This is a genomic window from Prosthecobacter debontii (genome assembly GCF_900167535.1).
Taxonomy (GTDB): Bacteria; Verrucomicrobiota; Verrucomicrobiia; order Verrucomicrobiales; family Verrucomicrobiaceae; genus Prosthecobacter; species Prosthecobacter debontii.
This window is the reverse complement of sequence record NZ_FUYE01000005.1, coordinates 89436-116266: the sequence shown is the minus strand read 5'-3', so window position 1 is coordinate 116266 and position 26831 is coordinate 89436. Positions and strand designations below refer to the sequence as shown.

Here is a 26831-nt window from a genome sequence, read left to right as displayed (position 1 = left end):
TCTCACACCTGGCTGGAATACCGGACCGGTTCACCCAAGCGCAGGAGTAGTTCATTTACCTCAACTTTTAACTGCTGCACACGATCTTCACGATTCAACATCGCATTTTGCCAACGCAGTAGCTCGTCGAGCTGATCGCGTATCCTCGCCTCAGAGCGACCTCGTTCGATCGCTACCCCCACGAGTTTGGCCGCTGACTCGACCCAGCCGAGCTCATCTGGCAGAGGACTGCGCGGCGTGCGATAATAGACCGCCATGGTTCCCACCACTTCTCTACCCGATGAAAAAACCGGCACCGACCAGCAAGCTTTGAGTCGATGTCTCTCGGCAAGAGCTTTCAAAGACTGCCAATTGGGATGCTCAAGAATATTTTCCACCACCATCGTTTCCTTCACCGCCGCCGCGTGACCGCAGGACCCGACTCCGGCTTCAATGGCCACTGGATTGACCGCCTGGACGAACTCCTTGGGCAAACTAGGGGACGCACCATGCTCCAGATGTGTGCCAGCCGGATTCGTCAGTAAAATCGAGCATAAGGCTCCGTGAGGGCTCAGCCGCTCAATGCGCTGGGCGATGTGCTCCAAAATGGCCGTTAGCGGTGAGCCATTCAGAATCATTTCCAAAATCTCCGAATAGCTTCGCGCAATCGCTTCCAAGAGCAACCCATATCGGCGCGCGGAAGCTTCCTTCAGCTCGCTATCCACTGCCGGACCGAGGCGCGTCAGATTTTGCTTCAAGATATAATCCCGCGCACCATGCTTCAGCGTCGCCACAGCCACATCTTCCCCCACCGTGCCAGACACCACGATCACCGGGATATCTTCTCCATGCGCTGCGACGATCTTTAAAGCCGCCAACGCATCAAAACCCGGCATGACGTAATCACACAAGATGATATCCCAGCTTTCTGTCGCCAGAGCGGTTTGCAGATCGAGGGCAGCCATCACCTGCTTGGCCACGCACTCGTAACCATGCCGCTCAAGACGCTGGAGGATCAATTGTGCATCATCATCTGAGTCTTCAGCCAGAAGAACGCGCAGAGGTTTCATGAGGTAAGCGGTTTGACAGGTGGTGATTCATTGAGCAGTAGCCAGTAAAGCCCGAGCTGACGAGTCGCCTCGACGAATTGGGCAAAGTCCACCGGCTTACGCACATAGCTATTGCAACCCAGAGAATAACTTTCGAGCAAGTCCCTTTCTTCGCGAGAAGATGTAAGAACCACCACGGGCAGCATGCGCGTCTGCTCCTCCGAGCGGATGCGTTTCAGCACCTCCAGCCCATCCACCCGTGGCAACTTCAAATCCAGCAGGATAATCGCGGGCACCACATGACGTTGTGCAAACGACTCTGGGCCATCACCGAATAAATACTCCAGAGCCTCCACCCCGTCGCGAGCGACCACGACTTCGTTCAGGATGTTATTCTTCGCCAGAGCCATGAGGGTCAGCTCTTCATCATCAGGATTGTCTTCAACCAGGAGAATGACTTTCGGGTGCATGAATTTCGGAAGTAAAAAGAGTTATACCACAAAGTAGAATGTCGAGCCTACATTTAACTTGGCATCCGCCCAAACACGCCCGCCATGACGACGAACCACGCGCTGAACAGTCGCTAGGCCGATGCCCGTTCCAGGATACTCCACCATGGAATGCAATCTCTGAAAGGCACCGAAGAGTTTCGAGGCATAACGCATGTCAAAACCCACGCCGTTGTCCCTCACATAACAGACCTGCTCGCTTTCAGTTCCTATCTGAGCGCCCAATTCGATCAACGCATCCGCCTTCTTGGAAGTAAATTTCCAGGCATTTTCCAACAAGTTTTCCAACAAGATGCGCATCAGAGCCGCGTCTGCATGCACTGTGACTTCTGGACTGATCTTCCACTTGATCTGCCGATCAGGCTCGCGCTGTTTCAATTGCGTGAGGATAGACTCGGCCATGTCACTGAGGTTCACTTTTTGAAGGTTCATTTCCGCCCGAGTCAGGCGGGATAACTTCAGCAGATCATCAATCAAATTTCCCATTCGGTCTGCGGCCCGCCTTACCCGCATAAGGTAACCTCGAGCAGTGTCATCCAAAGACGCGTCCGCATGCTCCTCCAGGGCCTGGGCAAATCCCGCAATGCCTCGCAGAGGTGCACGGAGATCATGCGAAACGGAATAGCTGAAGGCTTCCAATTCTTGATTCGTTGCGTCTAACTGCGCAGCTCTTTCTTCGAGCATGCGGTTCAGGCGGCGGATCTTTTCTTCCGCTTCTTTTTGTTCGGTGATGTCACGGGCAGTGGCATAGATCAGGCCGGTTTCCTCGAGATTACGCCCCTTCCACCACAGCCACTTCCAGGAACCGTCCTTGCAGAGATAGCGGTTCTCAAAATGATCCGAGGACTGCCCGCCGCTTACCTGCCCCGTCTCAGCCCGAGTGCGCTCCAGATCCTCGGGATGCACGAACTCGACAAAGGGCCGGGAGAGTAGCTCCTCCTCAGTATAGCCAAGTGTTTGGCTGAAAGCGGGATTGATCCGCTTGAAATAACCATCCTTGCTGGCGATGCACAGCATGTCGAGCGAGACGGTAAAAAAACCCTCAAGTTCTTTCTCGACCCGGATCCTTTGCTTGTGGGACCGGTGCAAGGATCGAGCACTCCACCAGATGAGACTGCTGACCATGGAGATCGTGGTAATAGTATAAAGGGTGGTGCCCATCTCGGCCTCAAAGTAGCCATGCCGCTCCCCTGCTAAGCGTGCCCAACCGAGCACGACCAAAACGGGAACCAATAGCGGGAAAAGATGCCTGACCAACGAGCCTCCCGGACTGTCGCTAATAATGAATGCCATCCAACCTCTCTCCGGTCTGACACACAGGAGGCCAACCGCCAGCACTTGAAACAACACGGCCGTGTGTAAGGCCATGGGAATGAAAGCTCCAAACTCATAGAGCCAAGTGACCCTGTAGAGATAGCCTAAAAGGGCGAGGAGCGAGATGGCCAGCACGGATGCCCCGCAGATCTCTGCGGGGCGAAAACCGCTGCGGGTGCGGAGATTCACAAGGGCTAAACCCGTTCCAAGAAAAGCAAACCCCAAAGCGGCATTCGGGGACATGCGGTTGTCTTGGCCGGATTGGTCATTCACCAGCTTGTCAGAAAACAGGATTTGATCCAATCCCCAAGACCAATCGAAGACATACCCGATCAAGCGGAGCCCCCCGATGATCAGAACGATGACCGCTGGAATCTCCGCCCACAAATTGTAACGTCCCAGTCCACTTTTTCTCTGTATTTCAAGGGAAACGGCCGCCAACAAAAAGGCAATGGCCGTAAGTGGATTCATCGAGACCAACCCGGGGAATACACGCTTCAACGATTCAATATCCAACGCCCAACCTACAAGCACGAGGCCAGCCGTCAGGATAGCGAGGCCGCTCGCTGCTGGCGAGATGCCCGGTAACAACGTGCGCATGGACCATGTCTGCCGCCTCGCCATGAGGAATACCAACAAGATAATTGCCTGCGGTCAAGACTTATGACCTAAATATTTGATAAAGACCAAGGTTTCTTACCTCAGATTATCTTTGATGTTTAAATTTATCAAACTGCTCAGGCCACCTGAAGAGCCCTTCATGGTTCAGGCGGCATGAGTTAAGTGATTGTATCCCCAACGTGCAATCAGCTTAAGCCATGGCTACGATGAGACATCAAAGCGCGGTTGGCCACAGCCAGGAGATCGTTCATCCCAAAAGGCTTGGGCAGGTAATTGGTCCCTACCTCCAATTCCGCAAACTGATGCACTGCACGGTGTCCGCTGGTGTAAATGACAGGCACGGAACCATCCTGCTCTTGGATGGCATGCCCCAACGCCACTCCATTGGCACCGCCGGGCATATTGATGTCGGTAATGAGCAGTTTGATGGAACTGCGATGCTTACACCACTGCTGCCATGCCTCGTCCGCGCTTTTTGCTGTCAGCACACGATGTTTCTCTGTCGCCAAAACTTGGCTCATGATCATGCAAATTGTGTCATCGTCATCCACCACCAATACGGTGGACGGCGGCACTTCTCCAGAGATGATCTCAGGGATAGGTGGGGAAGAGTGGGGAGCCGATTCTGCGACATCCCCTTCTTCCTGATGATCGGATGCCAAGGGGAATAACAACTGATAAAGCCTAACCATCCCAGGCAATAGAGTCACATTGAGCCCACCACCTGCAGCCTGGATCGTGCGCTGAATCCAGGCGAGTCGGTCATCGGCGGCACGCTGAACCGAAGGCGGTAGGGTGACGACCACCTGACTCGGATCTGTCACAGAGACTTCGTCGGATGGATTCGGGTCCTCAATGGTGAGCATGACATAGTCGCCATGAGCTGCTTCGGGAAACAATCGCGCAAATTTGCAGCCGGTCTGGTGGGAGATCTTGCTGGTGGAAATCTGGAGGCGGCCCCCGTCCGGCATACCATTGCGAGCATGCAAAGCAACGTTGATGATGAGTTGACTGATCGTCGAGGGATCCGCCCAAACTTTGGGCAGGTCGGCCGAATGACTGACCTCAAGGGTAAAGTGATCCCCTAACGTTTTATTCAGCAGCATGACTTCTTCCTTTAACGAAGCCGTCAAATCCACTGCCGCCGGAGAACTGCCTTCATCGGGAGTAAACGAGACCAGTTTGCGAGACAAGGTCGAAGCACTGCGGGCCGTCTCCATCACCTGAGTCAGGAGATTGAGTACGCCAGGCACCTCGCCAGCCTGCTTCATCGCCATGTCCATCTGGCTTTGAATCACGGTCAAAACGTTATTAAACTCATGGGCAATGCCTGCCGCCAGACTGCCTACGATCTCCAGATGCATCGGCGGAGCTTCCACGGGAACATCCGGCGCGAGATGCCCGCCTAAAGCAGCAGCCCCCGTTTCAGCGGCCTTATTAGCCGCAGGGTCAGCCAATCGACGCTGCGCATGCCAAGACATGAGCATGATTTTAACGATCTGGAAAATCTGCGGCAGAGTGCCGGGCATCTGCACGAAAGTGAGCCGGGGGCTGTGCGTGATCTGTTCCAAAAGTGTGGCCGAGAGTGACGCTCCTTCTCCCAACAAAACGATGACGCCGAGGGTGCCATCCGCGTGATACAGCGCATTGATCAACTGCTCTGCCGTGCTCTCCGTCCCTGGCTGTACATCCACAATCACCACCGCCACGGGTGTGTCGGCTTGAAAACTCCGCAGGACAATGTTCAGCACATTGTGCTCAAGGGGGTGAAAAACGAAACGCTGCCGTGGAAGCACGAAGAGCCCACCACTGTCCGTCACGCCCTCCGTCTGACCGATATGCTGGAGAGGCTGCAAAAGACGCGTGGTGCTCTCAGCGGCTGACGCGATCAGCACCTGGTATTTGGCGGGTAGCTTGCCGAGTGGCTGGGAGGTATGCATGCGAAAAAGCTAAGTTCATTATTTTTCCACACAAATAGAATTTTCATAATTACCAGGATATTTATCCTGACCCTATCTGTCATCCCACCAGAGGTTGGATACATGGTTTTACTTAGCTATTTCACTAATCAGGTGCCAATCCCCGCCTATTTTGTCCAGCAAGTCTCGCTTATTGCGGTTCCACCTTGAACACGTGCAGACTCGTTCCTGTAGGATGCAGCGAAACGTAGTTGTGGGAGCCCTGCCAAATGTAAACCGTGCCGTGCATCAGATCTCGCACACGGTAAGGCTGATCCGAGGATAACCCGAGCGCTGCCAGATCCAGATGCACCATGCCCGAGACCATATCATGGCCGTTCAGACTCACGACACAGAGCATCCGGTTGCTGAAATCTGGCGTGCATTTGCTGTAGCACATCATCTGGTCGTGATCCGCTCCGTGGAAGACGAGATTGTCATACAGATGCATGGCCGGATTATCCCGGCGGATGGAATTCAACCGAGCGATGAATCCTTTGATATTACCAGGAGCATCGTAGTCGCGCTGACGAAGTTGGAACTTTTCAGAGTCCAGATACTCCTCTTTCCCTGGAAGCGGCTCGTTTTCACAGATTTCATAGCCGGCATACATGCCCCAGGTGCTGGAAAGAGTTGCCGCCAGAGCAGCACGCAACCGGAAGATGCTCGCCGGGGCATTTTGCAGGTAGTAGGGGTGAATATCAGGTGTATTCGGCCAGAAGTTGCCTCGGTAAAACCAGCGCATCTCTCCCTGAGTCAGCTCCTTAGCGTAGTCTGTCAGGCTCCACTTATCCTCACGCCACGTGAAATAGGTGTAGCTCTGGGTGAACCCCACCTTACCCAGCACCTGCATCATCTTGGGTTTGGTGAAGGCTTCGGCCAAGAAGATCACCTCAGGATGCTTGCGCTGCACAGTGGAGATCAACTCTTCCCAGAAGGAAACCGGCTTCGTGTGGGGGTTATCGACACGGAAGACCTTCACTCCTTTGTCCACCCAGAAAAGCACCACGTCGATCAGTTCCTTCCAGAGGTTTTTCCAGTCTGCACAGTGGAAATTCAGGGGATAGATGTCCTGATACTTCTTCGGCGGATTTTCCGCATAGCGGATACTGCCATCAGGGCGCTGATAAAACCACTCGGGGTGATCCTTCACGTAGGGATGGTCAGGGGAGCAATTGATGGCAAAGTCCATGGCGATCTCCAGACCGCGATGGTTAGCTTCCTTCACCAGCCAGACGAAATCCTCAATCGTGCCGAGAGCGGGTTCCACAGCCCGGTGCCCCCCCGCTGGCCCACCGATGGCCCAAGGACTACCGACATCATTTTCATCGGCTATGAGGGTATTGTTCTTCCCTTTCCGCGCAGTGATCCCGATGGGATGAATCGGTGGGAAATAGATGGTATCAAAGCCCATCGCTTTGGCATCATCCAGCCGAGGCAAACAATCACGAAAAGTGCTGTGCTTATCCGCGCGCCCTTCCGCTCCACGTGGGAAGAACTCATACCACGCCGAGAACCGGGCTCGCTCCCGTTCCACAATGACTTTCAAAGGCTCAGAAGTGGTTGAGAGGCTGCGATCCGCATAGGCGTCCATCAGCTTCTGAAGATCTTCAGACAACAAAACCTCCATCACTTCCTGAGGAGGGAGCTTTTCCAGAAGCTCCGCCACTTCTTCGAGCTGACTCGCTGCATCAGCAGCGCCTGGACGCGCACGCAAAGCAGCTTCCTTCAGCAGGCGAGCCCCTTCGAGGGCTTCGATCGGCACATCTGGATCCGCAGCCTGCACACGCACCGCAAAGGTCTTCTTCCAGCCCCGGAAAGTATCGGCCCAAGCCTCAACGGTATATTCCCAGCGGCCAATGCTATCGAACTGGCACAGGCCCTGCCAGCGATCATTGTCCGTCGGGGTCATCCGGCTTTCATACCAGCGTCGGGTGCCGAGCTGACGCCACTTCAGCACGGCCGACATCACCACATGTCCATCCGTAAAGATGTCACACCATAGCTGTAGAGGCTCACCGACGATACGTTTGATCGGATGACGGCCCCCTTCGATGCAGGGATAGAAATTCTCGATGACGACAGTAGGAGCGTGAGCGGCTGTGGCGGGCATGAATCCTGCGAACATGAACAGGAAGCTCTCAGATGCAAACATCGGCTGAGTAGCTTTCCCACCGCACCTGCGGCCATCATTTTTGTCATGGACATCCTCAGCGTCTGTCATTAGTTTGATCCACCAGCTGTTTTTCCCTCTCCAGGAATAAGCCACACTCCTATGAACACACGCTTCGCTTCCCCTCGGTTTGCGTCATTGAAACAAGCCGTCCAAGTTGTGCTCGGTTGCCTGATCGCGGGGGCATTGATGGGCGAGCGTGAGCAATTCACCGAATCATGGCAGCGAGCCTTGGCCGCAGGTGCAGCCGCGATTTGTGTGGTGCTAGTGGGTCAAAAACTGCGAGAGAATAGAGCCGAGCGCAGCAGGTCATGAATCAGCTTCTGGAGCAACTCCCGGTGATCATCCCCTTGGCCACATTGTGGGCTGAGGAGCAAGAGAAGCATATCTTGGAACACGGTCACCTATTGTCCGACGAGCAGATCCAAGACGCCTACCTGATCGGAGTGAGCTGCCCTGAAAAAATCCGGCTCTTGCCAGTCTCCACCATCCCCAAGCCTGACAATCCTTTCCTTGACAGTGCAGGTAGGAGCGTCGGTCTGATTTCCGCTCACTCGACCGGCCTCACCGCAGGTCACGGCATCTACATCCGAGAGGACTGCTGGGGCAGCCGACAGCTTCTCGCACACGAATTCGCTCATGTTTGCCAGTATGAGAGGCTCGGGGGTATCGAACCCTTCCTGGAGGAATACTTGAAGCAGTGCATCGAAAACGGCTACGCGGCCGCTCCCTTCGAGCGAGAGGCCTTGGAAGCGGAAACCAAGGTGACGGATTAAAGCCGGTCCAGAACCAGCGCTTTCCAGGATCTGCCCACACAGAGCACTTGCGTATAACGACGGGGCAGACTATCCCACAGGCTCATTTTTTTCATGACCCCGACGACCGACCTCCTCCCTGCCCTGGCACAAAAAGTGGGCACACCGTTCTGGATTTACGATGCGGAACTGCTGCGCAAACGGATCGCGGACATCCAATACATCACCAGCACGCCCGGGGTGCACGCGCGCTTCGCCATGAAGTCCTGCCCCGCCACCAAGGTGCTGAAGGAAATGCACGCCGCAGGGATCGGCATTGATGCCGTCTCCGGCAATGAAGTGCTGCGCGCTCTGGCCGCAGGTTATCCTGGAGGACAAGAGCCCGCTCAGGTGTGCCTCACCTGCGATGTCTTCCGCGACAACGCTCTCGACGTCGTTCTCAAGCACAATGTCCTGCCGAACATCGGCAGCCCAGGACAGATTCAGGACTTGGCCAAAGCAGGCTACAAAGGCGGCATCTCCATCCGTCTGAATCCAGGCTTCGGCCATGGTCACGTCAATGCTTGCGATACAGGTGGCCCCAGCTCTAAGCATGGCATCTGGTTTGAAGACTTTACTAAAATTGCGGAGCAGGCCAAAGCAGCAGGCTTCCCCATCTACATGCTGCACGCGCACATCGGCAGTGGTCCGCAGTTTGATGAGTTGGTGGAAAACCTTACCCGTCTCGCCGAGGAATATGCGGAACTCGTCCCACAGCTTCCTGACCTGCGTGCAGTGAGCTTGGGCGGTGGTATCCCACACAATTACCGCGATCCTTCCGCCAAAGTCCCTCTGGATCGTCTGAAGGACTTGTTTGCCAACTGCCACGCCCTTCTCTGCAAAGCAGCGGGCCGCGAGATCCGTCTCGAGATCGAACCCGGACGCTACTATGTGGCGCCGACCTGCGATCTCGTCGCTCGTGTCACCGACATCAAAGAGACCCAGAATAACGAGAAGGGTTCTGGCGTGAAGTTCGCCATGGTGGATGCCGGCTTCGTGGATCTGGTCCGCCCCGCCATGTATGGTTCCTTTCATCGGATCACCGTCATCCCGCAGGATGGTGCTGATCGGCCTCTGGAACCTATTGTCGTCGCAGGCCCCCTTTGCGAGAGCGGCGACGTCTTCACCCGCGATGATCAGGAGCTTCTCCAGCCTCGGCAACTCCCCAGCCCCCAGGCGGGTGACCTTCTCGTGCTTCACGATGCCGGAGCTTATGGTTATGCCATGAGCAGCAATTACAACTCCATCGGCAAAGCTCCTCAACTCTGGTTAGAGAAAGATGGCACCGTCGAAATGATCTCCCGCCGTGAGACCCTGGAAGATCTGCTCAAAGCGGAATGCTCAGAGGCAGTCTAACCCCATCCTCATCCTTTCACATCCGGGTGCTAGTTCGATGCTGGCCCCGGATGTTTTTTTAGCCAAGAGCCCAAACCCCAACTCAACAATACGCCTGTCATTCCAAGAGAATGACAGGCTCTGATCAGTCCACTACCAAGATGCCAGATCGTCATGCAGACGATCCATCGCACTTGAGGTCTCGGCACGTTCAGGCATGTCTTCACAGCCGAAGGGCACGATGGTCACCTTGTTATGTTGCAGGGCAGTGATGCCGTTCTCGTTATCGTGGTTAAGGATCGATTTCCAGGCCTCTTCCGCAAAACGAGCCGCCAGAATACAATCTCCCGGAGTGGCGTGCCCCCCGCGCTGCAAGTGACCGAGCACAGAAGGACGAACTTCGAGGTCTTGGAAAGGAGCCCCTTCACGCTCAAAGTAGTTCTGGAAGGCATCTCGCAACACATAAGCTCCATTGCGGGTCTGAGGCGGATCAAACTTCACCCCTTCGGCAATGAGCACGATGGCATGACCGCGGCCACGGGTCATCGCACCTTCGATCTCCTCGGCATAAGCCGCCATCTTCTCTGCGGTAAGGGCCCCTATCTCAGGGGTAATCACCATTTCCGCTCCCGAAGCCAATGCGGCCATACGAGCAAGATCGCCGCTTTCACGCCCCATTGTTTCCAGGACCATCACACGGCGATGGCTGCGTGCTGTGTCGATGAAGTGATCCACGGCCCAGACCAACGTATGCACAGCCGTATCCACCCCCAGTGCCATTTCGGTAAACTGAAGGTCGTTATCAATCGTCGCCGGCACGCCGATGATGCGCAGATCACTCTCCTCAGCCAATAGGCGCGCGCCGGTCAGAGAGCCGTCACCACCCACCACCACCAGAGCGCGGACACCGAGGTCTTTCAGCAATTTCACCACACTGTCACGCACCTCGCGCTTGTGGAAATCCAAGCAGCGAGCGGAGCCTAAAATCGTGCCGCCTTTGCCCATGATGCCGCTGACGCTGGCGTGATCCATCTGGATGATGGACTGCTGAGAATCGATCAATCCCCGTTTGCCAGGATTGTTGGTGATTTCTTGCTTCAAACGCACCAGAGATTCGCTATCCACATTGGCCAACTTAGCTGCCCTGACGAGCCCGCGATAACCGTCTCGGATCCCCAAGACCGGGACATGATGGCGATTCAGGCCCAGGCGAACCACAGCGCGCAGAAAGGCGTTCATGCCAGGGGCATCACCGCCACTGCACAGGACGGCTACGGGGCTTTCAGGAAAAGAGGAAGTCATTTGGAAGCCTGCCTCATAGCGAGGGCGGGGCCCTCCCGCAAGCAGCGGCTACGACACTTTTTACACTTTCAAATCAACCCTAAAAACGGCCCTCGTAAGCACCCTCGCGATGGCCTGATAGCAACGTCAGTGATCAGTCACTTTCCGCTAGGTAGCCTCCGCCTTAAAAAGCTCCGGGGATACCCTGGAGCTTTTCATCGTGAGATTCGGTAGGAATCACCCATTTGCGTCAATCGCCTTGCGGATGCTGGCGAGCACATCATTGATCTTGAGATCAATCCTCTGACGCTTCTTAAAGTAACTCACGTTTTCGTAACCAGCTTCCGCCAGATTATTCAGCGCGGTGATGAAGTGTTCGCCGACTCGGACAGCTTTGTGGGAATCGCTTCCTAAGACGACAGGGATACCACGCTCCGCCATCATGCGCAGCATCTCGTTTCCAGGATTCATCTCCGGGTAGCTCTTGTTCAATCCGGACGTGTTCAACTCCATGGCCACACCGGTTTTGGCAATGCGGTCCAGCGCACCCGCCACGGTATCTTTAATGATAGCGAAGCACCAAGAATCGGGATGATAATTCTTCACCAAGTCTGGATGTGCTAAGCAATCATAAAGCCCCGTCTCTGCACTCTGAGCCAGATGCTCGAAGTAAATGCGGCGGAAGTTTTCAATCGTTCCGGTTTCAAACTTGGTTAGGTAGTCTTTCGACTGCCAATGCACGGCTCCGAGAATGTAATCAAAATCCGCGCGCTTATGCAGTTCGGAGATCCACTTTTCATGACCGGGGAAGAACTCGCTCTCCAACCCGAGACAGACATCGAGCCGCCCCGCATAAGCCTCCGCGGCGCGGCGGACGATTTCCACATAGGTATCGAACTCGCTGTTAGACATGCGCACACTGGGCCAGAAGCCATCCGGCATCGGGCAATGGCAGGTGAAGATGATGCCTTTGAGCCCTGACTTCAAAGCCTGGGCGGCATACTCTTCAGGCTCACCCCAAGCATGTTTGCATAGGGGAGTGTGCATGTGGGAATCGTAAAACAATGCGCCAGATTTATCCGCGACGGGTTTCTCGTCCGAGAGGACCGGCCGCTGGGGGGGAGGTAGCGAGACGTCGAGAGTCGCCGTCGGAGCCACCTTCTCTTTGCCTTTGGCCTTCGGCTTCTGAGCCACAGAGGCGGGAGCCGGAGGAGACTTGACTGCTGGGACTGGCGCAGGGGCGGGAGCGGCTTGAGCTTGAGCAGCCGCCGTGCTGACGACCTCTTGCTTAGCCACGGGCTCAGGTTTCTGAACGACAGCCTTTTTCACCGGTCCCTTGACCGCCACTTTCTTGACTAGCTGTTTGGTAGGCGCGGCTTTTTTAGCAGGAGCCACCTTTTTAGACGGAGTTACTTTCTTGGCGGGGATAGCCTTTTTCTCAGGGGGTGCCTGTTTCACCACGCCCTTTTTCGCAGGTGGGACTTTTCGAGCCGGACTGGTTTTCTTCCCAGGAGGGGCAGCCTTGGGAGAAGCGCTTTTCTTGGTCGGGGTGGGTGCGCTTTTTTTAGCGGCGACCTTTTTCTTCAAAGCAGCCGCTTTTTTGGCGGGGGGAGCTGACTTGGCCTTAGCAGGGGCTCCTTTTTTTGACGCCGTTTTTTTTGCCGCTGGCCTAGAAGCTGTCTTTTTCGAAGGGGGGATGGACTTGGCAGGGGCCGCTGCTTTTTTCTTGGCCACCTTGGACTTGGATGGGGGTGTCTTGCTCACTTGTTAACTCCTCCTGTCTGTTAGTATCAACCAGCCTTTACCTTCACTTCCTGCGATACAGGCCGCGTCAGATTCCGATTTGTGTTTCGAATAACACAGTCTCAGCGTTAGCGGAACTCTTTTCCATCCGCCTAACTGAAGTTGATCTAGCAAAGGCTGAAATTGTGGGTCTTTCCGGTCGAAAAAGGCCTTCAAGGCAAACTCCTGGCCGGGACAAATGAGTTCTAACCACTCATGGCTTCCATCAGCTCGGTTTTCATGCTTGGTGGCCAACACTCGGAAAAGTGTAGGCGTCTCGGGTTTTTGGCGAAGAAAATCACCCCATTCCATTTCATTGAATCTCACGAGGCTTTCCCAATCCGCCTGAATTTGGCCATCCTCCCCCTCCTCAATGATCAAGCTGACGCTGTCATCCGGACCAAAGAGGGCCTGCACGTAGCCCAAGCGGTGGCCTTTTTCCTGAACGGACACGCAAGATCCCACCCCGATTACCTTTTTGGCTGCCAAGCGATGCCGGCGATAATACTTCTGCATCAGCGGCCGAACCCGGAGAGGATCTCTGGACCAAGCTAGCTTGTCCTCGACATTTTTAGCTTCGAAAAAACCACGCAGGGCGACCTCAATGAGTGGGCGTTTGCTCTCGATGTCGGGAATGCCTTGCACCATCTCTTGAGGCTCGACGAGGGAAGAGGCCATCTTTCCCTCTGGTTGCTCGGGCTGGGCTTCCGCTGATTTCCGGTTTACATCATACTCCGGCTGCACCGGTGGGCTGCGCTCCAAACGGTGAATCAGCATGTAAAACAGCACTGCAATAGCGATCACAACGACTGCAGCACCAGAGAGTTTCTTCGCGACGAGACCCAATATGCCCTCCTGCCGACGGTTGCGGCTGGCGCGTGGCTTCTCGGAAACTGGAGTCATTGCCTGACGAGTGGAGCCGAAGGCGGGATTCGAACCCGCGACCCTCGCATTACGAATGCGATGCTCTACCACTGAGCTACTCCGGCGCGTGCTGCGTTTCGGTGAGTCAGCAAGATATAACTCGGGCCTCTGATTTGTCATTCCCTTTCTTTGCCCGGCTCAATTTTATCCCTAGTGAAGGCGTCCTTACACATTGCAAACCGCCTATGCTGCCCGAACGTATAGAAACTAGAAATGCCAATCTCCCAACCACCCAATGCCTACGCGGAATTTAAAGCGGAACTTGACCAGATCCTGCGTCACAAGTGGATCGTGAGTGAAAAGGAAGGCAAAGATGTGGGCTTCGAACGCGCCCTCAATGAATGGGCCCAGAACCACCGGGCTGAGTGGCGGCGGCATCGAAATGAGAAAATGGCTCGGGCAAAAGGTGCTGCCGCGAATTGAGACGCCACCCTGGCGTTGATCACAGCCCCGAAACATCACCAGCACCCATCAAGCTTTTGGCAATACGGCTGCCCTTTTGACGTTTGGGCTTCATTCAACCTAACGATGAAGCCGTTTTTCCTCTGTGCGCTGGCCCTCTACGCGGCCCTCTCCTCGGTCTCAGTCTCGGCAGACGAAACCAAGCCCAACATTCTTTTCATTTTGGTCGATGACTTCGGTGCTCGTGACCTCAGCGGCTACGGGTCAACTCTCTACGAAACCCCCAACATGGATAAACTGGCGGCCAGCGGCGCCAAGCTCACGCAAGCTTATGTGGCTTATCCACGCTGTGTGCCTTCACGTTATGCCATCATGACCGGGAAGTATCCGGCACGTGTCCAGGGCCTAAAAGATAGCCCGCATGTGGAGCCTGGGCGAGACAGCACTTTTGGCGCCGCTTTCCAAGCAGCCGGTTATCGCACCTTTTACTGCGGCAAGTGGCACCTGGGCGATGGTGAATCGAACCCAGACAAAGTCGGTTACGAAACCACTGTCGCAGCCGGTGCCGCCGGAGCCACGAGATCCCACTTCGCACCCTATACGAAATCAAGTACAGAGGGTGGGAGAGGCAAAGAAGAAAAGGATCCCATCGTTGGCCTCGATGATGCCCCCAAAGGTGAATATCTCACAGATCGCCTCACCAGCGAGACGATCAAATTCATCGAGAACAACGCGGATCAGCCCTTCTGTGCCGTACTGGCGCACTATGCGGTTCACACACCGATTGAAGCCAAGAAACATCTCACCAAGCGCTATCAAAGTAAGCTCGACGGTATGCCCAAGGCCGCGGCCGAATTTGAAAAAGAAAGCGCGGGGGAAAACTCCCTGGTGCAGAACAACGCCACCTATGCTGCCATGATTGAGAGTGTGGATCATGGGGTGGGACGTCTGTTAAACACCTTGGATCGGTTAGGTATCGCCGACAAGACCATCGTCATTTTGGCCAGCGATCATGGCGGACTTTCCGCTCGCGGAGGCAAACGCGAGGTGGCCACCTCAAATCGGCCGCTGCGTGCTGGAAAAGGACATCTTTACGAAGGTGGGCTACGCATTCCCCTGCTCGTCCGTTGGCCGGGCAAGACGAAAGCGGGCACTGAAATTGCCGTCCCAGTCATCACCACGGACCTTTACCCCACGCTTCTAGACATGGCAGGCCTGCCCTTGCGTCCTCAAGAGCATCTCGATGGGGTGAGCCTCACTCCCTTACTCCAAGGCGGCTCTGCTCCTGCACGCCAGACCTTCTACTGGCACAATCCGGCCCCGCGCCCGACCAGCACGGGAGACCTGTTTTCATCCGCCATTCGCGACGGTGATCTCAAGCTCGTTGAGTTTCCCGAGGAAAAACGCATCGAACTCTATGATTTGAAAACCGACGTAGAAGAGCGAACGAACCTTGCCAGCGAAAGGCCGGAAGACACTCAGCGCCTCTTGGATAAGCTTCACGCTTGGAAAAAAGAAGTGGGAGCCTCTGAAGTGAGCAAACCCAAGAAAAGCAAAGCGAAGGCGAAATCAGAGTGACCACAACGAGCCAAGGCCAGACGCCTGAAATGCCTTGGCCCTCTCTCACCAACCTCGCCACATAAGGGCATAAAAAAAGGCAGCCCTGCTCGGGCTGCCTTTCTCAAAAGAGCTTGTCGTCGCAGATTATTTGAAGAACAGCGGGATGACCAGGATGGCCAGGACGTTAACAACCTTGATCATCGGGTTCACGGCAGGGCCGGAGGTGTCTTTGTAGGGGTCACCCACAGTGTCACCTGTAACGGCTGCGGCGTGGGCAAAGCTGCCTTTGCCACCATGGTTGCCTTCTTCCACATACTTCTTAGCGTTATCCCAAGCACCGCCGGAGCTGGTCATCGCAATACCCACGAACAGACCGGTGACGATGGTGCCGATGAGCAGACCACCCAGTGCTTCTTTGCCCAGGAAAGCGACACCAACCACGAACACGATCGGCAAGAGAGCAGGCACGATCATCTGACGCAGAGCAGCCTTGGTCACGATGTCCACGCACTGACCGTATTCAGGAACGTCTTGGCCCGTCAGGATACCAGGCTTGGCAGCCACCTGGCGGCGCACTTCACGCACCACCGCACCGGCAGCGCTTCCCACAGCATCCATCCCAAAGGCCGTGAACAGGTAAGGCAGCAGACCGCCAATGAACATACCGATGATCACTTTCGGATTCATCAGGTCAAAGACCAACACCTCCAGGTTCAGGAAGGCTTTCACCTCTTCCACGTAGGAGCCGAAGAGCACCATGGCAGCGAGACCGGCGGAGGCGATGGCGTAACCTTTGGTCACGGCTTTCATCGTGTTCCCCACGGCATCCAGTTCGTCGGTGATCTTACGCACGTCTTCAGGCAGGCCGGACATCACAGCGATACCACCCGCGTTGTCGGTGATGGGACCAAAAGCATCGAGAGAAATAATGATGCCGCTCAGGCTGAGCATGGAAACCACCGCGATGGCGATGCCATATAGACCGCCCATTTCCCAGGTGCCCCAGATAGAGGCTGCAATGGCCAGCACAGGCAGCAAGGTGGCGTGGTGACCGACACTGATGCCCGCGATGATGTTGGTCGCGTGGCCAGTCTCGGAGGCTTTAGCGATACGACGCACCGGAGCATGAGCGGTGCTGGTGAAGTAGTTGGTGATCCACACCACGGCGAAGGTCATGACGATGCCGATCAATGCACAGTAAAACAGGTCATCCGCAGAGACAATCTTACCGGCCATCAGCACTGCTTCGGGGAACATGGCATCCGTTGCCCACTTGAAGAGTCCCGCAGAGACGATCCCAGCGACAACCACACCACTGACAAGAGAGGCGGTAGCTTTCTGCTTCACAAAATTCACCCACCCGATTCCGAGGAGAGAGGCGATGATGGCCAGACCGCAGAGCACGAAGGGATAAACCAACACAGCGTGGTTGTTTTCGGGCCCCGTCAGGTGGCCGACCAAGACACCACCGATCAGACTGACCGCATAGGTTTCAAACACGTCAGCAGCCATGCCCGCGCAGTCACCCACGTTATCACCCACGTTATCGGCGATGGTGGCTGGGTTACGGGGATCATCTTCGTTCAGGTTCTGCTCGATTTTGCCCACGAGGTCAGCACCTACGTCAGCGGCCTTGGTGTAGATGCCACCGCCGAGACGGGCGAAAACGGAAATCAGAGAGCTCCCCAACGCCAGACCCACCAGGGAATCAATCGCAGCTTTGGCACCCGCCATCTTTTCGACCACCAGGAAGAAACCACCGACGGAGAGCAGACCCAGAGCCACGACAAGCAAGCCCGTCACAGCACCGCCGTTGAAGGCCACCTTCAATGCCGGATGAGAACCGACGCTGGCCGCCCAAGCCGTGCGCACGTTGGCCCGCACCGCGATCATCATGCCGATGTAACCTGCGATCATGGAGCACACCGCGCCGATCACGAATCCAACGCTGGAGAGCCCGCCACGGGTCATAAAGACGATCACGAAAATGACCACCGCGATGAGACCCACTGCGCGGATCTGGCGGTTCAGGTAAGCTTTCGCTCCCTGCTGAATGGCACCGCCGATCTCGGCCATTTTTTCATTACCGGGAGAGGAGGCCAAAATTTGGCGGATGAGCAGGACGGCAAAGGCCAGGCCTACCACTGCCAGAGCAATGGAAACCAGGACGCCTTGATCGAGAAGGAGCGAGTTCATGGAGGTTGTCTGAAGAAACCGGCTGGTTGGAACCGGGGGAATAAAGGGCGCGAGTCTAGCGGTTGCGAAAAGTATGGCAACGCCTTTTCACGCCCAGAAAGCTAGCTACGGGCCCTGATCCGCATTTTTGCCTTTCCTTGCGTTCTTTATTCAGGCTTTTCTTGGATTCTTTGAGCCAACGACACCTTAACCGACGTTAAAATCCAAGCTGGCTTCGGCTGGCTTCATCACTCCGACCTTTCTCAACCTTAACTACCCCAACCCTATGAGCCAAATCGTTCCTCTCGTTTCCTCCGGCATCGCCGGCCCTCTCGGCGTGCTGCATCTCCCACGCCTCTGGCAGAAAGCCTCCCTGGCAGCCGCTGGTAAACTGCACTCCGACTACCCGGGCTGCGGCAAGGGCTACGATGGCATGACCCTGGGTCACCTCGGCATCAAGGAAGAAGATTTCCTTTCCTTCATCGCCACCAAGCCCACCTACGTGCAACTGGAAGCCTGGGTGCGTGACTATCCCGGCGTGAAGCTAACCGCAGCCGACATCTACAAACACAACCAGGCGGTCACGGGCTACATCCACACCGATGACGTGCGCAAGGGCATCCTGGAAGCCGTGGGGCTCCCTGATGATGGCGGTGTGAACCCCGGCGCGGTCGATCTAAACAATCTCGATGACTGGCAGACTTTCTGGGCCACGGAGATCAAGTAAGCCCCGCCTCTTGTTAGGCCTCTAAATCAAAACAAAAGGACGACTGCCCTCCAGTCGTCCTTTTTGTTTTTCGTTCACTTTTTCTTCGGTTTCCCGCCCTGGGGCACCACCTTCACGGCATCACTGGAGATCGAGGCCTGTTGGGCAGTCAAGAGCGGCAGATCATCTGGCAAGTCCTTCAAGAAAAAGTCCCGATACTGGATCTTCATGGCAGGTCCGACGTGCACTTGCACGGCGATGACGCCCTCCAGTGCCCGACCTTTTTCATCCAGGTCCACCACATCCACGGTCTGCACCCCATCGATCCAGTGACGGTGATGGTTTCCCTCCACCAGCACACGGTAGTCATGCCACTGGTCACCCGGGAACTCCTGCACAGGCATCTTTCCCACCACCCACGGCTGGCCTTGTGGATCAATGACCACCTTTTCTCCAGTGTGCGCTAGGATCCGGCGGCCACGCTCTTCATACAGCATGCCATTGTAGTCAGCGCGCTTGGGCACCACATCACACTGATAACCGGTCACCACCCATTCACCGAGATCAGGGCGCTCTTGACCGCGATATTGCAGACCGCTGTTGCCATCCGGAGTGACCTTCACCTTCACTCGCAGTTCGAAGTTCTTCACCTTGCCCTCTTTCCACGTGATGAAGCGATTGTAATCCAGCGTGCCATCCGCCACCCCGGTCAAGCAGCCATCCTCCACCGACCAGTATTTGTTACTGCCGCTCCAGCCGCTCAGATCTTTGCCATTGAAGATGGCTTTAAAACCTTCCGGTGGTTGGACCTCCTCCGCAGATAGGCACAGAGCAAAACACAAAAACAGCAGAGGCAAGGTGGGTCGGAACATATGCCCCATCCATACGATGAAGCCGAACGTTTGTTTCAGCAGCAAAACCCATCCTGCATATGCTCACCACAACTCCATCTGCCCACCAATCTCCCGAGGCCGACGAAAATTCGCATCGGTCACCTCGGCCCGACGATGCAGCAGTCCCTCACGCTTCAAGGAGACCTTAAAGATCTGTTCGATCTGCTGCGACCAGACTCCTACCCCTTTCAGCCGTTTCCCAAACTCAGGGTGCGAAAGCGTGCGACCTTGAGTTTCCTCAATGCGGTTGAGAACCTTGTCCTTCATCCCGGGAAAATGCTCCTGCAACCATGCGGCGAAGACATCCTTCACACTGAAAGGCAGGCGAACCACGGTGTAGCCTGCAAACATGGCCCCGGCATCCTTGGCTGCCTGCAGAATAGCTGGGATCTCGCTGTCATTGAGGCCGGGAATGATCGGTGCCACGGATACTCCCACAGGTATCCCCTGCCCTGCCAAGGCACGGATCGCCTCCAAGCGCATCTTGGGCGACGAAGCCCGCGGTTCCAGCTTACGTGCGAGATCAGCATCCAGTGAAGTGACGGAGATGTAAACCGACGTGGCCTGATGCCGGGCAAGTTCCGATAGATGATCCATGTCCCGCGTGATGAGGTGATTCTTCGTGATCATCACCACCGGATGCCGACACTCCGCCAGCACGGCTAGGCATCCGCGGGTGATTTGCAGCCGCTTTTCAGCAGGTTGATAACAATCCGTCACACCACTTAGCGACAGCCGCTCCGGTGTGTATTTGTCTCGCGCCAGTTCCTGCCGCAGCAAAGCCGGAGCATCCATCTTCACCAAGATACGCGACTCGAAATCCACACCAGCCGACCACCCCAACCATTCATGAGTCGGCCTTGCATAACAATAAGCGCAACCATGCTCGCACCCTCGATAGGGATTCAAACTGGCCTCGAACGGTAAGTCGGGGCTCTTGTGGTGACTGATGATGCTGCTGGAGTGATCGCGGAAAAACTTGGTGGCGACCTTTTCCGGTTCCTCTCCCGGATCATAACTCATCTGGAGCGCCGAGAACCGCTGTTCCGTATTCCCGAATGCTCCTCGGCCATGCGGACGATTCACGGGTAAATCATGTGTTCTCATGAACACATGATTTACCGAGCCGCCGTTTTTTCAAGTCCAACTTATTTCTTCTTCAGAATCACGTCGCCGAGGCTGAACATCGGACCATAGATCGCATAGATCAGGAAGCCCACCATGACACCGAGGATCAGCATCGTCAGAGGCTCGATCAGTTTATCGAGAGAGGCAGCCATGTTATCCAGCTCCTCTTCGTAATCGTCGGCAATCTCCGAAAGCATCTCTGTGCCGGAACCCGTTTCAGAAGCCAGCTCGATCAAACCACACAAGTTACGCCCATCCGAGCCGAGCCAATGCGATTCCATCAGGAAACCTTCATGCAAGGTGCGGCCGACGCTGATATGATCGCGCAAACGATTGAAAAACTCCTTGTAATGATAGTGCCAGGTGGCCGCTGAGGTAATTTCCAGAGCACTGGTAAGACGCACATTGGACTCCGTTAGCATGGCCATGGTGCGGAAGCCAGAAGCAGCAGCGGATTTACGCACCAAAAGCCCCACCACGGGAATCTTGAGCACCAAATCCTGCACCCACTTCAGGGACATGATTTTGCCGAAATTGGAGAACATAATGTAGAGTCCCAAAAGCGGAGCAGCGGCCATGTAAGGCTTATGCAGAAAGAGATCGGAAAGAGCGATTAGGGCTTTGGTGGCAAAGGGCAACTCAGTATTGAAGCTGGTGAACAGCTTTGACATGGCAGGCACGAGCGTGAAGCTCATGACGATCACGACAACCACCCCTAAAACGACGACGACTGCCGGGTAAATGAGCGCTCCCTTGAGCTTCTTCAATGTCTTAGACGATTTTTTCTTCGCTACCCCGATACGCTTGCACACGCGTGCGAGCTGACCAGCTTCCTCACCAGCGACGATCAGGGAGAGGATGTCCTCTGAAAACAAGTCGCGGAAGCGAGACATCGCATCACTAAACTTCTCCCCCATGGAAATGGCATAGATCACCTCAGCGATCATCCCTTTATAGCGAGCCGAGGTCACGCGATTGACCTGGAGCTTGAGACTCTTGGTCATGCTGATGTTTCGCTCCAAGCATCGCCCCAAGCCCGAAAAGAAAGCTCCGCAATCCTCCGTGCCCCCCTTGGGCGAAGTCAGTCTCTGAATCTTTTCATCCGCACCAGTGATATCCTCGATCGCCGCCGTTTCATTCGGTGCGATGCCTGAACCGATCAGGGCTTTTTCATGCGTGTCGGTATCCACCAGAGACACACTTTTGTGTCCGGTATTGACGTTGGTAATCGTGACCTTTTTGAGCATGACCGGGAGGGGGCGTTAGGGATTGGCGGCGCTGGTCCGCAGATTGATAGGCAAGAGAGGGCGATATCCATTCAGGCTAAAAGAACTACCTTGAATCTCCTTCGTTGCGTCACTGGAGACATTGACAGAGGCCTGAATAGTCGCGAGCTGCAAGGTGCCCAGGCCTTCCACGGTCGTCTTTCCCATCTCCATCAGATAGGGTTCGCCATTGATGGCTTCATTCAGCTTCGGGCTGTAGCTCTGGCGGGGCATCACCGCAGTGATGTTAGTGACTTCCTTGCTGAAGGAAGGACTCAGGCCGAGCTGCCAAAGCCGCATCGTGTTTTCCTGATAGTTGCGCGTGATGGCCGTGCGCCAAGCCAACTCTTCCTGGAGCATGAGAGAGCTCGTCAAACTCACGGCCGCCGCCATCCCCACAGACACGACAGCACCGGCGGCCAGCACTTCGATAAGAGTGTAACCTCGGCGACATAAACGTTGAAAAGAGGTTTTCATCAAGGCGGTGGTGGATCAGGCAGAAAGAAGGCCTCGAGCCAGACATCCCGTGGCAGGAGAGTGGCATAACTTAGCCCCACGATGGGCAGCGTGGGCATGGAGCCATCCGATCTGAAGATCAATCGCTCTGCTCGGGGGGCAGTCTTGATGTCTCTCCAGAAGGACCAGTTCGTCATGACGCCGCCGATCCAGTTGATCACACGGACGGTATTATCAGGCAGTCCGACAAAGACCGCATGACCTTCATTGATAAACGTCATGCGCCAGCGTGTGTCCTGCCCGAGAATGGGCGAACCTGCCCAACTCAGATCCATCTGATGCGGCTGTTCTTTTTTCTTGGAAGTCAGCGAATACTCGTCCTTCACCCCCAGGATAATGCGGCGGTTGTTATCGTGTTCGAAAGCGATGTTTTTAGCCCATTTCGAACCGGTATTCTCCAGCAGGATGATGACGGGAGACAGTGCTCCCGCAGCCTCATACTCTGCCGCAGTTGTCTGCCCCACGAAGACGATCTGATCCATCGCCGAACCATTGTTGGAGATGCGCAGGTGCTTGAGAGACGGGTTGGCTACGTTGATGTAAAGGGTTCTGAAGAGATTGTCATAACCACTCGGATAACTCGGGGGCAGAACACGCGGTTTGGCATCTCCGCTGTACTGGACCATATACCAGGGGTCAGTCTGGCTGCGGGATTTGGTAAAGACCTCGATATTGTCATACGCCTCCTCGACCATCTTATTCCACAGCGAGTTGTCTGGATAATCTTTGTTATGAACGACGTTAAGCTCACCCTCAAAAAGAGAGGGTGAAGCTTGGCTCTGAGGTCCCGTTGAGGAAGGCACCACCGGCATGTTCGACGGCAAAAGGACTTTCCCATCCAATGTTGTGCCAACGATGGGATATCGTGCAGCGGCATCATATGACTGGATGTAAAGTGACTTGCTCTGAATGGGCAGTGTGACCTTCGACGTCGTCTGCACGAACAAGGACGGTGGATGCCGCACCACCACCCGGCCATACACATTGAAACTCATGGCATTGTTATGCACGTTCAATTCGCCTGCATAGTTCGCTGGTTTCTTGTAAATGGTGATAAGGTCGCCATTCAAAATAGGGCAATGACTCTTGAGAAAGTTGTGGGCGAAAAAGCTATCCACCTTCTCCAAGGCGGGCGGCTTTAAGAAGGTCTGCCGATTCATGAAACTGGGTCCTGGGCGCAAGCCCGAGGGATTGTATGGAAAATCCGTTTTCAGCGTCTCTGGAGTATCCAGATTGACGTAGAGATTCAGGTCCTTCCATCCGCCGTTCGTGCTCAGTCCTCCCTCTTTTCCTCCGGTTAAAAGTGCTGTCTGCCCGGCGAAGTCATCATCTGGCTCGAAAGCGTGTTCCATCACGGTCTCCCATGATAGCATGCGGGAGTTTTCCAAGGCGATCCTACGCGACAAAGCATCTTCCAGCCAACTCACCTGAATGGAGCGCGTGCTCATGACCGTGACCCACCCCGCCAGAAAAAGCCCCGTCACCAACATGAGCAAGAGAGCAGCTCCCATAAGGGCGCCACGCTGGCTCGACGGAGGAAGACGAAAACGCAGTGTCATGAAAGAGAAACCTCAAAGGGTGGGAAACATCGGCACCGTGAACATGAATGAGGTGCGGCCTGCCATGTGGTTATAAGCTTGCTGAGGCAGGCTGGCGGCTGCCGTATTGGCCTGCTCACCGAGATGGCGGGCGGCGGGGTCCGGCCACCAGATGAAATAGAAGGGACGTTCAGCCGCCAGTTTGAAACGATCAATCGCCGTGGATTCACGTTGAGCGAGGCGCGTGTGTCTTTCAAAGGTCACAAACAGTGGCGTGAAACCGTCTTTGGCAAAATCGGTGGCCACACGGGCAGCAGGATTCGCTGGCGGATAAAAGACTGAGTAGTGTCCTGCCGGCACTAAGTTGTAAGTGGTGTTAGTGGGTAGCGGGTAAGGATCGGTGAAACGCTTCACACTGGCATGAAATCCCAGAGGTTGAGTGCCGCCCGTTGAGAAGCGAATGACATCGATGTCATAGATAGCTTGAACGCGCATCTTTTTGGCTTGAGCACTGAAGCTCAGAATGAAAATGCTCGCGTTTGTCGCAAGGGCGGTTGAAGTCACCCCGGGATTACGAAAATCCAAATACAGACTGGCCGATACACCTGCTACTCGAATGATGTGCTCACGGAACTTCTGAGGCGTATCCAATTCATCATCCACCTCAGGATCATAGCTAATATAAGCGGGTTTCCATGTGTTGTCATTGTTCCGAGGGAGACAATAAACGGCTGTCGCACTCAAAACATCATGATAAAACTGCTCCCGCAGCATCTCCGCACGCGCCAGACTGCCGTAACTCGGTGCCACCGGTGTGTCCTTGTAAGAAGAACTGGAGGTTCCGTAAAAATTAGTTAGCCGAGAATTCGCCAGAGGCACCTCCACCACGGAGGCTACTTGCGGTTGACTGCGCACCAGTGTGCCATAGCTGACCACCATGCCGCCAATCACGATCGCCGAAAGGGCTAGCACCGTCAGCAGCTCAATCGAACTGTAACCGAAGCGATCGACTCTGCTTGAACGGTCTCTTTTCATTTGGCCGCAGGGGCATGGTTACCGAACAACATGCGTAACACGGAGGCCTCCGGGACGTTGGCCGGCGCGGGAGGGGTAGAAGGCTTGGGCGCAGGCTTCGCCTCGGCAGGAGCTTCTTGGGGTTGTTGCACAGGCTCCGCTTTCGCCACCTGAGGTTTGGTGTCTACGGGTGCAGGTGTAAACGCCGAGACCTCAGGCCTGCGGATCGTCCCCATGCTACCGCCGGCTCCAGAGGGCCCACCGGCTGGCATTCGATAGCGGACGCTGGGGCCTCCATCCATGGGAATGACCAGGAGTTTAGGAGGCAGACCCGTGGCTCTTTTTTCCACCCAAACGAGCTCTATCGCTGAGGTGGTGATGTTTTTGACCCGCAGCTTCACCTGTTGATCAGGGATGATCTGAGGCACCTCCATCCCCGGCTCCAAACGCATGCCGCCCAGCATAACTCGCATGCCACGGGGTCCTGAGGCTGCACCACCGACTCGCATCCCTAACAACATGTCACGAACCTGATTTTCTTCCGTATCAGATTCATCGTTAACACGTCCGTCAGAGGCCGCTTCAAAGGGATTGTTTTCTTCGGGCTTGACTAGCTCTGGAGTTTTTTCGTCGGGCATGATGAGCACGTATTGCACGCGCTCGTTTTCATCGCCCGCCTCGGCTTGAGCATGCACCCTCGACTGGCAAAAACCAGCCAGCAAGGTCATGATGAAAAGAAGTCGTTTCATGAGCTAGATCAGGCTTTCTTTTTGGATTTCGTGTCCGTCGGATCAGCAGACAGGTTGATCAGAGGTGTCTCCAGAGAGACATCCAGACGTAATTGTCTAGCCGTGCTCCCCCCGGTGATACGGCAGGCTTTGACACGAGCCAAAGGCAAGCGCTTCTCCACGTCACCTAACCAATTCATCACCTTGGCATACTCATCTTCGATCACGATCGTGGTGAGGACCGCCCGGGGAATGAGTTTATTGTCACGGAAGCTTTTGATTTCAGTTTTACGAGTTCTCACCAGCGTGATCCCACGCTCACGAAGACTGAATTCAATGGCGCTTTCCACCTCTTGTTCTGTCTGTGAACGATCCACATGCGGCACCCAGGCCTGCAGGAAACGCCGGATGTCTTCGGTCTCAGCCTTCGTGCGAGCCGTGAGGATCTCTGCGGCTTGGCGTGCTCCTTCTGCGGTGATGGCATCCTGCTCAGCCAGGCTGGCGGACTTTTTCATAGCCGTCACTTTCTGGTGAACGATCTGACCAAAATAGGTGATGACACCGATGAACATCATCAGCACCACACAGGCGAGTTGCTTGGGATTCATTCGAGGGAAAAGAGTTATTGTTCCTGGCGAACCAGCGTGGATCGATATTCGATGATGTCGCCGTTCTTACTCTGCTGGGGTGAATAGGAGCGATAGTTCAGGCGGGTGATGCTGCTATCCACCAGCGCCACCTCTGTGGCTGAACCACCGTTGATACGCAGCGTCAGAGAGAGGTTGGCGGGAACCTGATCGCCACGCTCGATCGAGAGATCCGAGATACGCACCTCTGGTGGCATGGCTCGAGCAATGGCCACACTGATAGGCTGGATATTCCGTGCGCCTTCTACCCATTTGGCCACGACCTCGGCCTTGGCCGTTTCTGCGTCCAGTGCCATCTTCTCATTCATGAGCTGCTTGCTCACCCCTTCATGCTCCTTACGCACCTGCTCAAACTGCTGCTTGGCTTGTTGAGCTTTTTTATATGCCAGCCAATCCATGGTCATGAAATAAGTGCCGCCTACCAGGGCTAGGTAAAAGGCTAGAGGCACCAGCTTGAATGAATTCGGCAGCCGTTTGGAGGTATCCGTCCGTGGCGTCTTGAAGTCGTGACAAATGTATTCGGACATAGCTAAATTTTAA

Annotated in this window: 24 protein-coding genes and 1 tRNA gene; 6 read left to right on the top strand and 19 right to left on the bottom strand. The window is 55.2% G+C overall.

Going from position 1 to position 26831, the window contains the following annotated elements; genetic code table 11:
• Positions 1-2 precede the first annotated feature (2 nt).
• From B5D61_RS09185 to B5D61_RS09165, 5 genes are all read right to left on the bottom strand, one after another.
• A complete protein-coding gene (locus tag B5D61_RS09185) occupies positions 3-1049 on the bottom strand; it encodes a GAF domain-containing protein (protein ID WP_078813047.1) in 1047 nt (348 codons plus the stop codon).
• On the bottom strand, positions 1046-1498 hold the full coding sequence (locus tag B5D61_RS09180; RefSeq protein ID WP_078813046.1) for a response regulator: 453 nt from the start codon (positions 1496-1498) through the stop codon (positions 1046-1048). Before B5D61_RS09180 ends, B5D61_RS09185 begins: the two co-directional genes overlap by 4 nt.
• Positions 1499-1519: 21 nt before the next feature.
• Positions 1520-3451, bottom strand: a complete 1932-nt coding sequence (locus tag B5D61_RS09175; protein ID WP_176159322.1) for a sensor histidine kinase — start codon at positions 3449-3451, stop codon at positions 1520-1522.
• A 206-nt stretch (positions 3452-3657) separates the two neighbouring features.
• Positions 3658-5412, bottom strand: coding sequence for a response regulator (locus B5D61_RS09170; protein ID WP_078813044.1), 1755 nt, complete (start codon positions 5410-5412; stop codon positions 3658-3660).
• 169 nt (positions 5413-5581) lie between these two features.
• Entirely contained in the window at positions 5582-7558 is a 1977-nt protein-coding gene (locus tag B5D61_RS09165; RefSeq protein ID WP_217698949.1) for an alpha-1,4-glucan--maltose-1-phosphate maltosyltransferase, read from the bottom strand.
• A gap of 147 nt (positions 7559-7705) precedes the next feature.
• Between B5D61_RS09165 and B5D61_RS25655 the strand changes: the two genes are divergently transcribed.
• From B5D61_RS25655 to lysA, 3 genes are all read left to right on the top strand, one after another.
• Positions 7706-7918 (top strand): hypothetical protein, encoded by a 213-nt coding sequence (locus B5D61_RS25655; protein WP_139373156.1) that lies wholly within the window; start codon positions 7706-7708, stop codon positions 7916-7918.
• Positions 7915-8379: a hypothetical protein gene (locus B5D61_RS09160; RefSeq protein WP_078813043.1), complete on the top strand. Its 465-nt coding sequence runs from the start codon at positions 7915-7917 to the stop codon at positions 8377-8379. The genes B5D61_RS25655 and B5D61_RS09160 overlap by 4 nt, the downstream gene beginning before the upstream one ends.
• Before the next feature lie 93 nt (positions 8380-8472).
• Positions 8473-9753, top strand: a complete 1281-nt coding sequence (gene lysA, locus B5D61_RS09155) for a diaminopimelate decarboxylase (protein ID WP_078813042.1) — start codon at positions 8473-8475, stop codon at positions 9751-9753.
• Positions 9754-9885: 132 nt separating this feature from the next.
• Here the strand turns inward: lysA and B5D61_RS09150 are convergent, their stop codons facing one another.
• From B5D61_RS09150 to B5D61_RS09130, 4 genes are all read right to left on the bottom strand, one after another.
• A complete protein-coding gene (locus tag B5D61_RS09150; protein WP_078813041.1) occupies positions 9886-11034 on the bottom strand; it encodes a 6-phosphofructokinase in 1149 nt (382 codons plus the stop codon).
• A gap of 216 nt (positions 11035-11250) precedes the next feature.
• Positions 11251-12777 (bottom strand): histidinol-phosphatase HisJ family protein, encoded by a 1527-nt coding sequence (locus B5D61_RS26815; protein WP_245846514.1) that lies wholly within the window; start codon positions 12775-12777, stop codon positions 11251-11253.
• Between the two features lie 3 nt (positions 12778-12780).
• The gene (locus B5D61_RS09135; protein ID WP_078813039.1) at positions 12781-13698 is read right to left on the bottom strand and encodes a hypothetical protein; all 918 of its coding nucleotides are present in this window, start codon (positions 13696-13698) and stop codon (positions 12781-12783) included.
• Between the two features lie 11 nt (positions 13699-13709).
• Positions 13710-13784: transfer RNA gene (locus B5D61_RS09130), tRNA-Thr, on the bottom strand.
• A 148-nt stretch (positions 13785-13932) separates the two neighbouring features.
• On the opposite strand from B5D61_RS09130, the gene B5D61_RS09125 reads away from it, so the two are divergent.
• Entirely contained in the window at positions 13933-14142 is a 210-nt protein-coding gene (locus tag B5D61_RS09125) for a DUF4032 domain-containing protein (protein WP_078813038.1), read from the top strand.
• Positions 14143-14247: 105 nt separating this feature from the next.
• Positions 14248-15699 carry a sulfatase gene (locus B5D61_RS09120; RefSeq protein ID WP_078813037.1) on the top strand — a complete coding sequence of 484 codons (1452 nt, stop codon included), beginning with the start codon at positions 14248-14250 and terminating at the stop codon, positions 15697-15699.
• 126 nt (positions 15700-15825) lie between these two features.
• Here the strand turns inward: B5D61_RS09120 and B5D61_RS09115 are convergent, their stop codons facing one another.
• Positions 15826-17877 (bottom strand): sodium-translocating pyrophosphatase, encoded by a 2052-nt coding sequence (locus B5D61_RS09115; RefSeq protein WP_078813036.1) that lies wholly within the window; start codon positions 17875-17877, stop codon positions 15826-15828.
• A gap of 265 nt (positions 17878-18142) precedes the next feature.
• On the opposite strand from B5D61_RS09115, the gene B5D61_RS09110 reads away from it, so the two are divergent.
• Entirely contained in the window at positions 18143-18583 is a 441-nt protein-coding gene (locus B5D61_RS09110; RefSeq protein ID WP_078813035.1) for a DUF5069 domain-containing protein, read from the top strand.
• A 74-nt stretch (positions 18584-18657) separates the two neighbouring features.
• On the opposite strand, the gene B5D61_RS09105 is transcribed toward B5D61_RS09110, so the two are convergent.
• The 9 genes from B5D61_RS09105 to B5D61_RS09065 all read right to left on the bottom strand — a co-directional run bounded on the left by B5D61_RS09105 (position 18658) and on the right by B5D61_RS09065 (position 26818).
• A complete protein-coding gene (locus tag B5D61_RS09105; protein WP_217698948.1) occupies positions 18658-19434 on the bottom strand; it encodes a 3-keto-disaccharide hydrolase in 777 nt (258 codons plus the stop codon).
• Positions 19435-19497: 63 nt separating this feature from the next.
• Positions 19498-20562: a PA0069 family radical SAM protein gene (locus B5D61_RS09100; protein ID WP_078813033.1), complete on the bottom strand. Its 1065-nt coding sequence runs from the start codon at positions 20560-20562 to the stop codon at positions 19498-19500.
• 41 nt (positions 20563-20603) lie between these two features.
• Positions 20604-21830 (bottom strand): type II secretion system F family protein, encoded by a 1227-nt coding sequence (locus B5D61_RS09095; RefSeq protein WP_078813032.1) that lies wholly within the window; start codon positions 21828-21830, stop codon positions 20604-20606.
• A gap of 15 nt (positions 21831-21845) precedes the next feature.
• Positions 21846-22325 (bottom strand): type IV pilus modification PilV family protein, encoded by a 480-nt coding sequence (locus B5D61_RS09090; protein ID WP_078813031.1) that lies wholly within the window; start codon positions 22323-22325, stop codon positions 21846-21848.
• Positions 22325-23875, bottom strand: coding sequence for a hypothetical protein (locus B5D61_RS09085; protein ID WP_078813030.1), 1551 nt, complete (start codon positions 23873-23875; stop codon positions 22325-22327). Before B5D61_RS09085 ends, B5D61_RS09090 begins: the two co-directional genes overlap by 1 nt.
• Before the next feature lie 60 nt (positions 23876-23935).
• Positions 23936-24937 (bottom strand): hypothetical protein, encoded by a 1002-nt coding sequence (locus B5D61_RS09080; RefSeq protein WP_078813029.1) that lies wholly within the window; start codon positions 24935-24937, stop codon positions 23936-23938.
• Positions 24934-25665, bottom strand: a complete 732-nt coding sequence (locus B5D61_RS09075) for a hypothetical protein (RefSeq protein WP_078813028.1) — start codon at positions 25663-25665, stop codon at positions 24934-24936. The genes B5D61_RS09080 and B5D61_RS09075 overlap by 4 nt, the downstream gene beginning before the upstream one ends.
• Positions 25666-25673: 8 nt before the next feature.
• Complete coding sequence (locus B5D61_RS09070; protein WP_078813027.1) at positions 25674-26252, bottom strand: hypothetical protein; 579 nt, start codon at positions 26250-26252, stop codon at positions 25674-25676.
• 14 nt (positions 26253-26266) lie between these two features.
• Positions 26267-26818 carry a hypothetical protein gene (locus tag B5D61_RS09065; protein WP_078813026.1) on the bottom strand — a complete coding sequence of 184 codons (552 nt, stop codon included), beginning with the start codon at positions 26816-26818 and terminating at the stop codon, positions 26267-26269.
• Between the last annotated feature and the right edge of the window lie 13 nt (positions 26819-26831).

Excerpts from the sequence above, each read along its gene's own strand:
- B5D61_RS09180 (WP_078813046.1), bottom strand. The coding sequence starts at position 1,498 with ATGCACCCGAAAGTCATTCTCCTGGTTGAAGACAATCCTGATGATGAA.
- B5D61_RS09125 (WP_078813038.1), top strand. The coding sequence starts at position 13,933 with ATGCCAATCTCCCAACCACCCAATGCCTACGCGGAATTTAAAGCGGAA.
- B5D61_RS09085 (WP_078813030.1), bottom strand. The coding sequence starts at position 23,875 with ATGGGAGCTGCTCTCTTGCTCATGTTGGTGACGGGGCTTTTTCTGGCG.
- B5D61_RS09080 (WP_078813029.1), bottom strand. The coding sequence starts at position 24,937 with ATGAAAAGAGACCGTTCAAGCAGAGTCGATCGCTTCGGTTACAGTTCG.
- B5D61_RS09075 (WP_078813028.1), bottom strand. The coding sequence starts at position 25,665 with ATGAAACGACTTCTTTTCATCATGACCTTGCTGGCTGGTTTTTGCCAG.
- B5D61_RS09105 (WP_217698948.1), bottom strand. The coding sequence starts at position 19,434 with ATGTTCCGACCCACCTTGCCTCTGCTGTTTTTGTGTTTTGCTCTGTGC.
- B5D61_RS09090 (WP_078813031.1), bottom strand. The coding sequence starts at position 22,325 with ATGAAAACCTCTTTTCAACGTTTATGTCGCCGAGGTTACACTCTTATC.
- B5D61_RS09100 (WP_078813033.1), bottom strand. The coding sequence starts at position 20,562 with ATGAGAACACATGATTTACCCGTGAATCGTCCGCATGGCCGAGGAGCA.
- B5D61_RS25655 (WP_139373156.1), top strand. The coding sequence starts at position 7,706 with ATGAACACACGCTTCGCTTCCCCTCGGTTTGCGTCATTGAAACAAGCC.
- B5D61_RS09095 (WP_078813032.1), bottom strand. The coding sequence starts at position 21,830 with ATGCTCAAAAAGGTCACGATTACCAACGTCAATACCGGACACAAAAGT.
- B5D61_RS09070 (WP_078813027.1), bottom strand. The coding sequence starts at position 26,252 with ATGAATCCCAAGCAACTCGCCTGTGTGGTGCTGATGATGTTCATCGGT.
- B5D61_RS09065 (WP_078813026.1), bottom strand. The coding sequence starts at position 26,818 with ATGTCCGAATACATTTGTCACGACTTCAAGACGCCACGGACGGATACC.
- B5D61_RS09170 (WP_078813044.1), bottom strand. The coding sequence starts at position 5,412 with ATGCATACCTCCCAGCCACTCGGCAAGCTACCCGCCAAATACCAGGTG.
- B5D61_RS09185 (WP_078813047.1), bottom strand. The coding sequence starts at position 1,049 with ATGAAACCTCTGCGCGTTCTTCTGGCTGAAGACTCAGATGATGATGCA.
- B5D61_RS09150 (WP_078813041.1), bottom strand. The coding sequence starts at position 11,034 with ATGACTTCCTCTTTTCCTGAAAGCCCCGTAGCCGTCCTGTGCAGTGGC.
- B5D61_RS09120 (WP_078813037.1), top strand. The coding sequence starts at position 14,248 with ATGAAGCCGTTTTTCCTCTGTGCGCTGGCCCTCTACGCGGCCCTCTCC.
- B5D61_RS09135 (WP_078813039.1), bottom strand. The coding sequence starts at position 13,698 with ATGACTCCAGTTTCCGAGAAGCCACGCGCCAGCCGCAACCGTCGGCAG.
- lysA (WP_078813042.1), top strand. The coding sequence starts at position 8,473 with ATGACCCCGACGACCGACCTCCTCCCTGCCCTGGCACAAAAAGTGGGC.
- B5D61_RS09115 (WP_078813036.1), bottom strand. The coding sequence starts at position 17,877 with ATGAACTCGCTCCTTCTCGATCAAGGCGTCCTGGTTTCCATTGCTCTG.
- B5D61_RS09110 (WP_078813035.1), top strand. The coding sequence starts at position 18,143 with ATGAGCCAAATCGTTCCTCTCGTTTCCTCCGGCATCGCCGGCCCTCTC.
- B5D61_RS09175 (WP_176159322.1), bottom strand. The coding sequence starts at position 3,451 with ATGCGCACGTTGTTACCGGGCATCTCGCCAGCAGCGAGCGGCCTCGCT.
- B5D61_RS09165 (WP_217698949.1), bottom strand. The coding sequence starts at position 7,558 with ATGTTCGCAGGATTCATGCCCGCCACAGCCGCTCACGCTCCTACTGTC.
- B5D61_RS09160 (WP_078813043.1), top strand. The coding sequence starts at position 7,915 with ATGAATCAGCTTCTGGAGCAACTCCCGGTGATCATCCCCTTGGCCACA.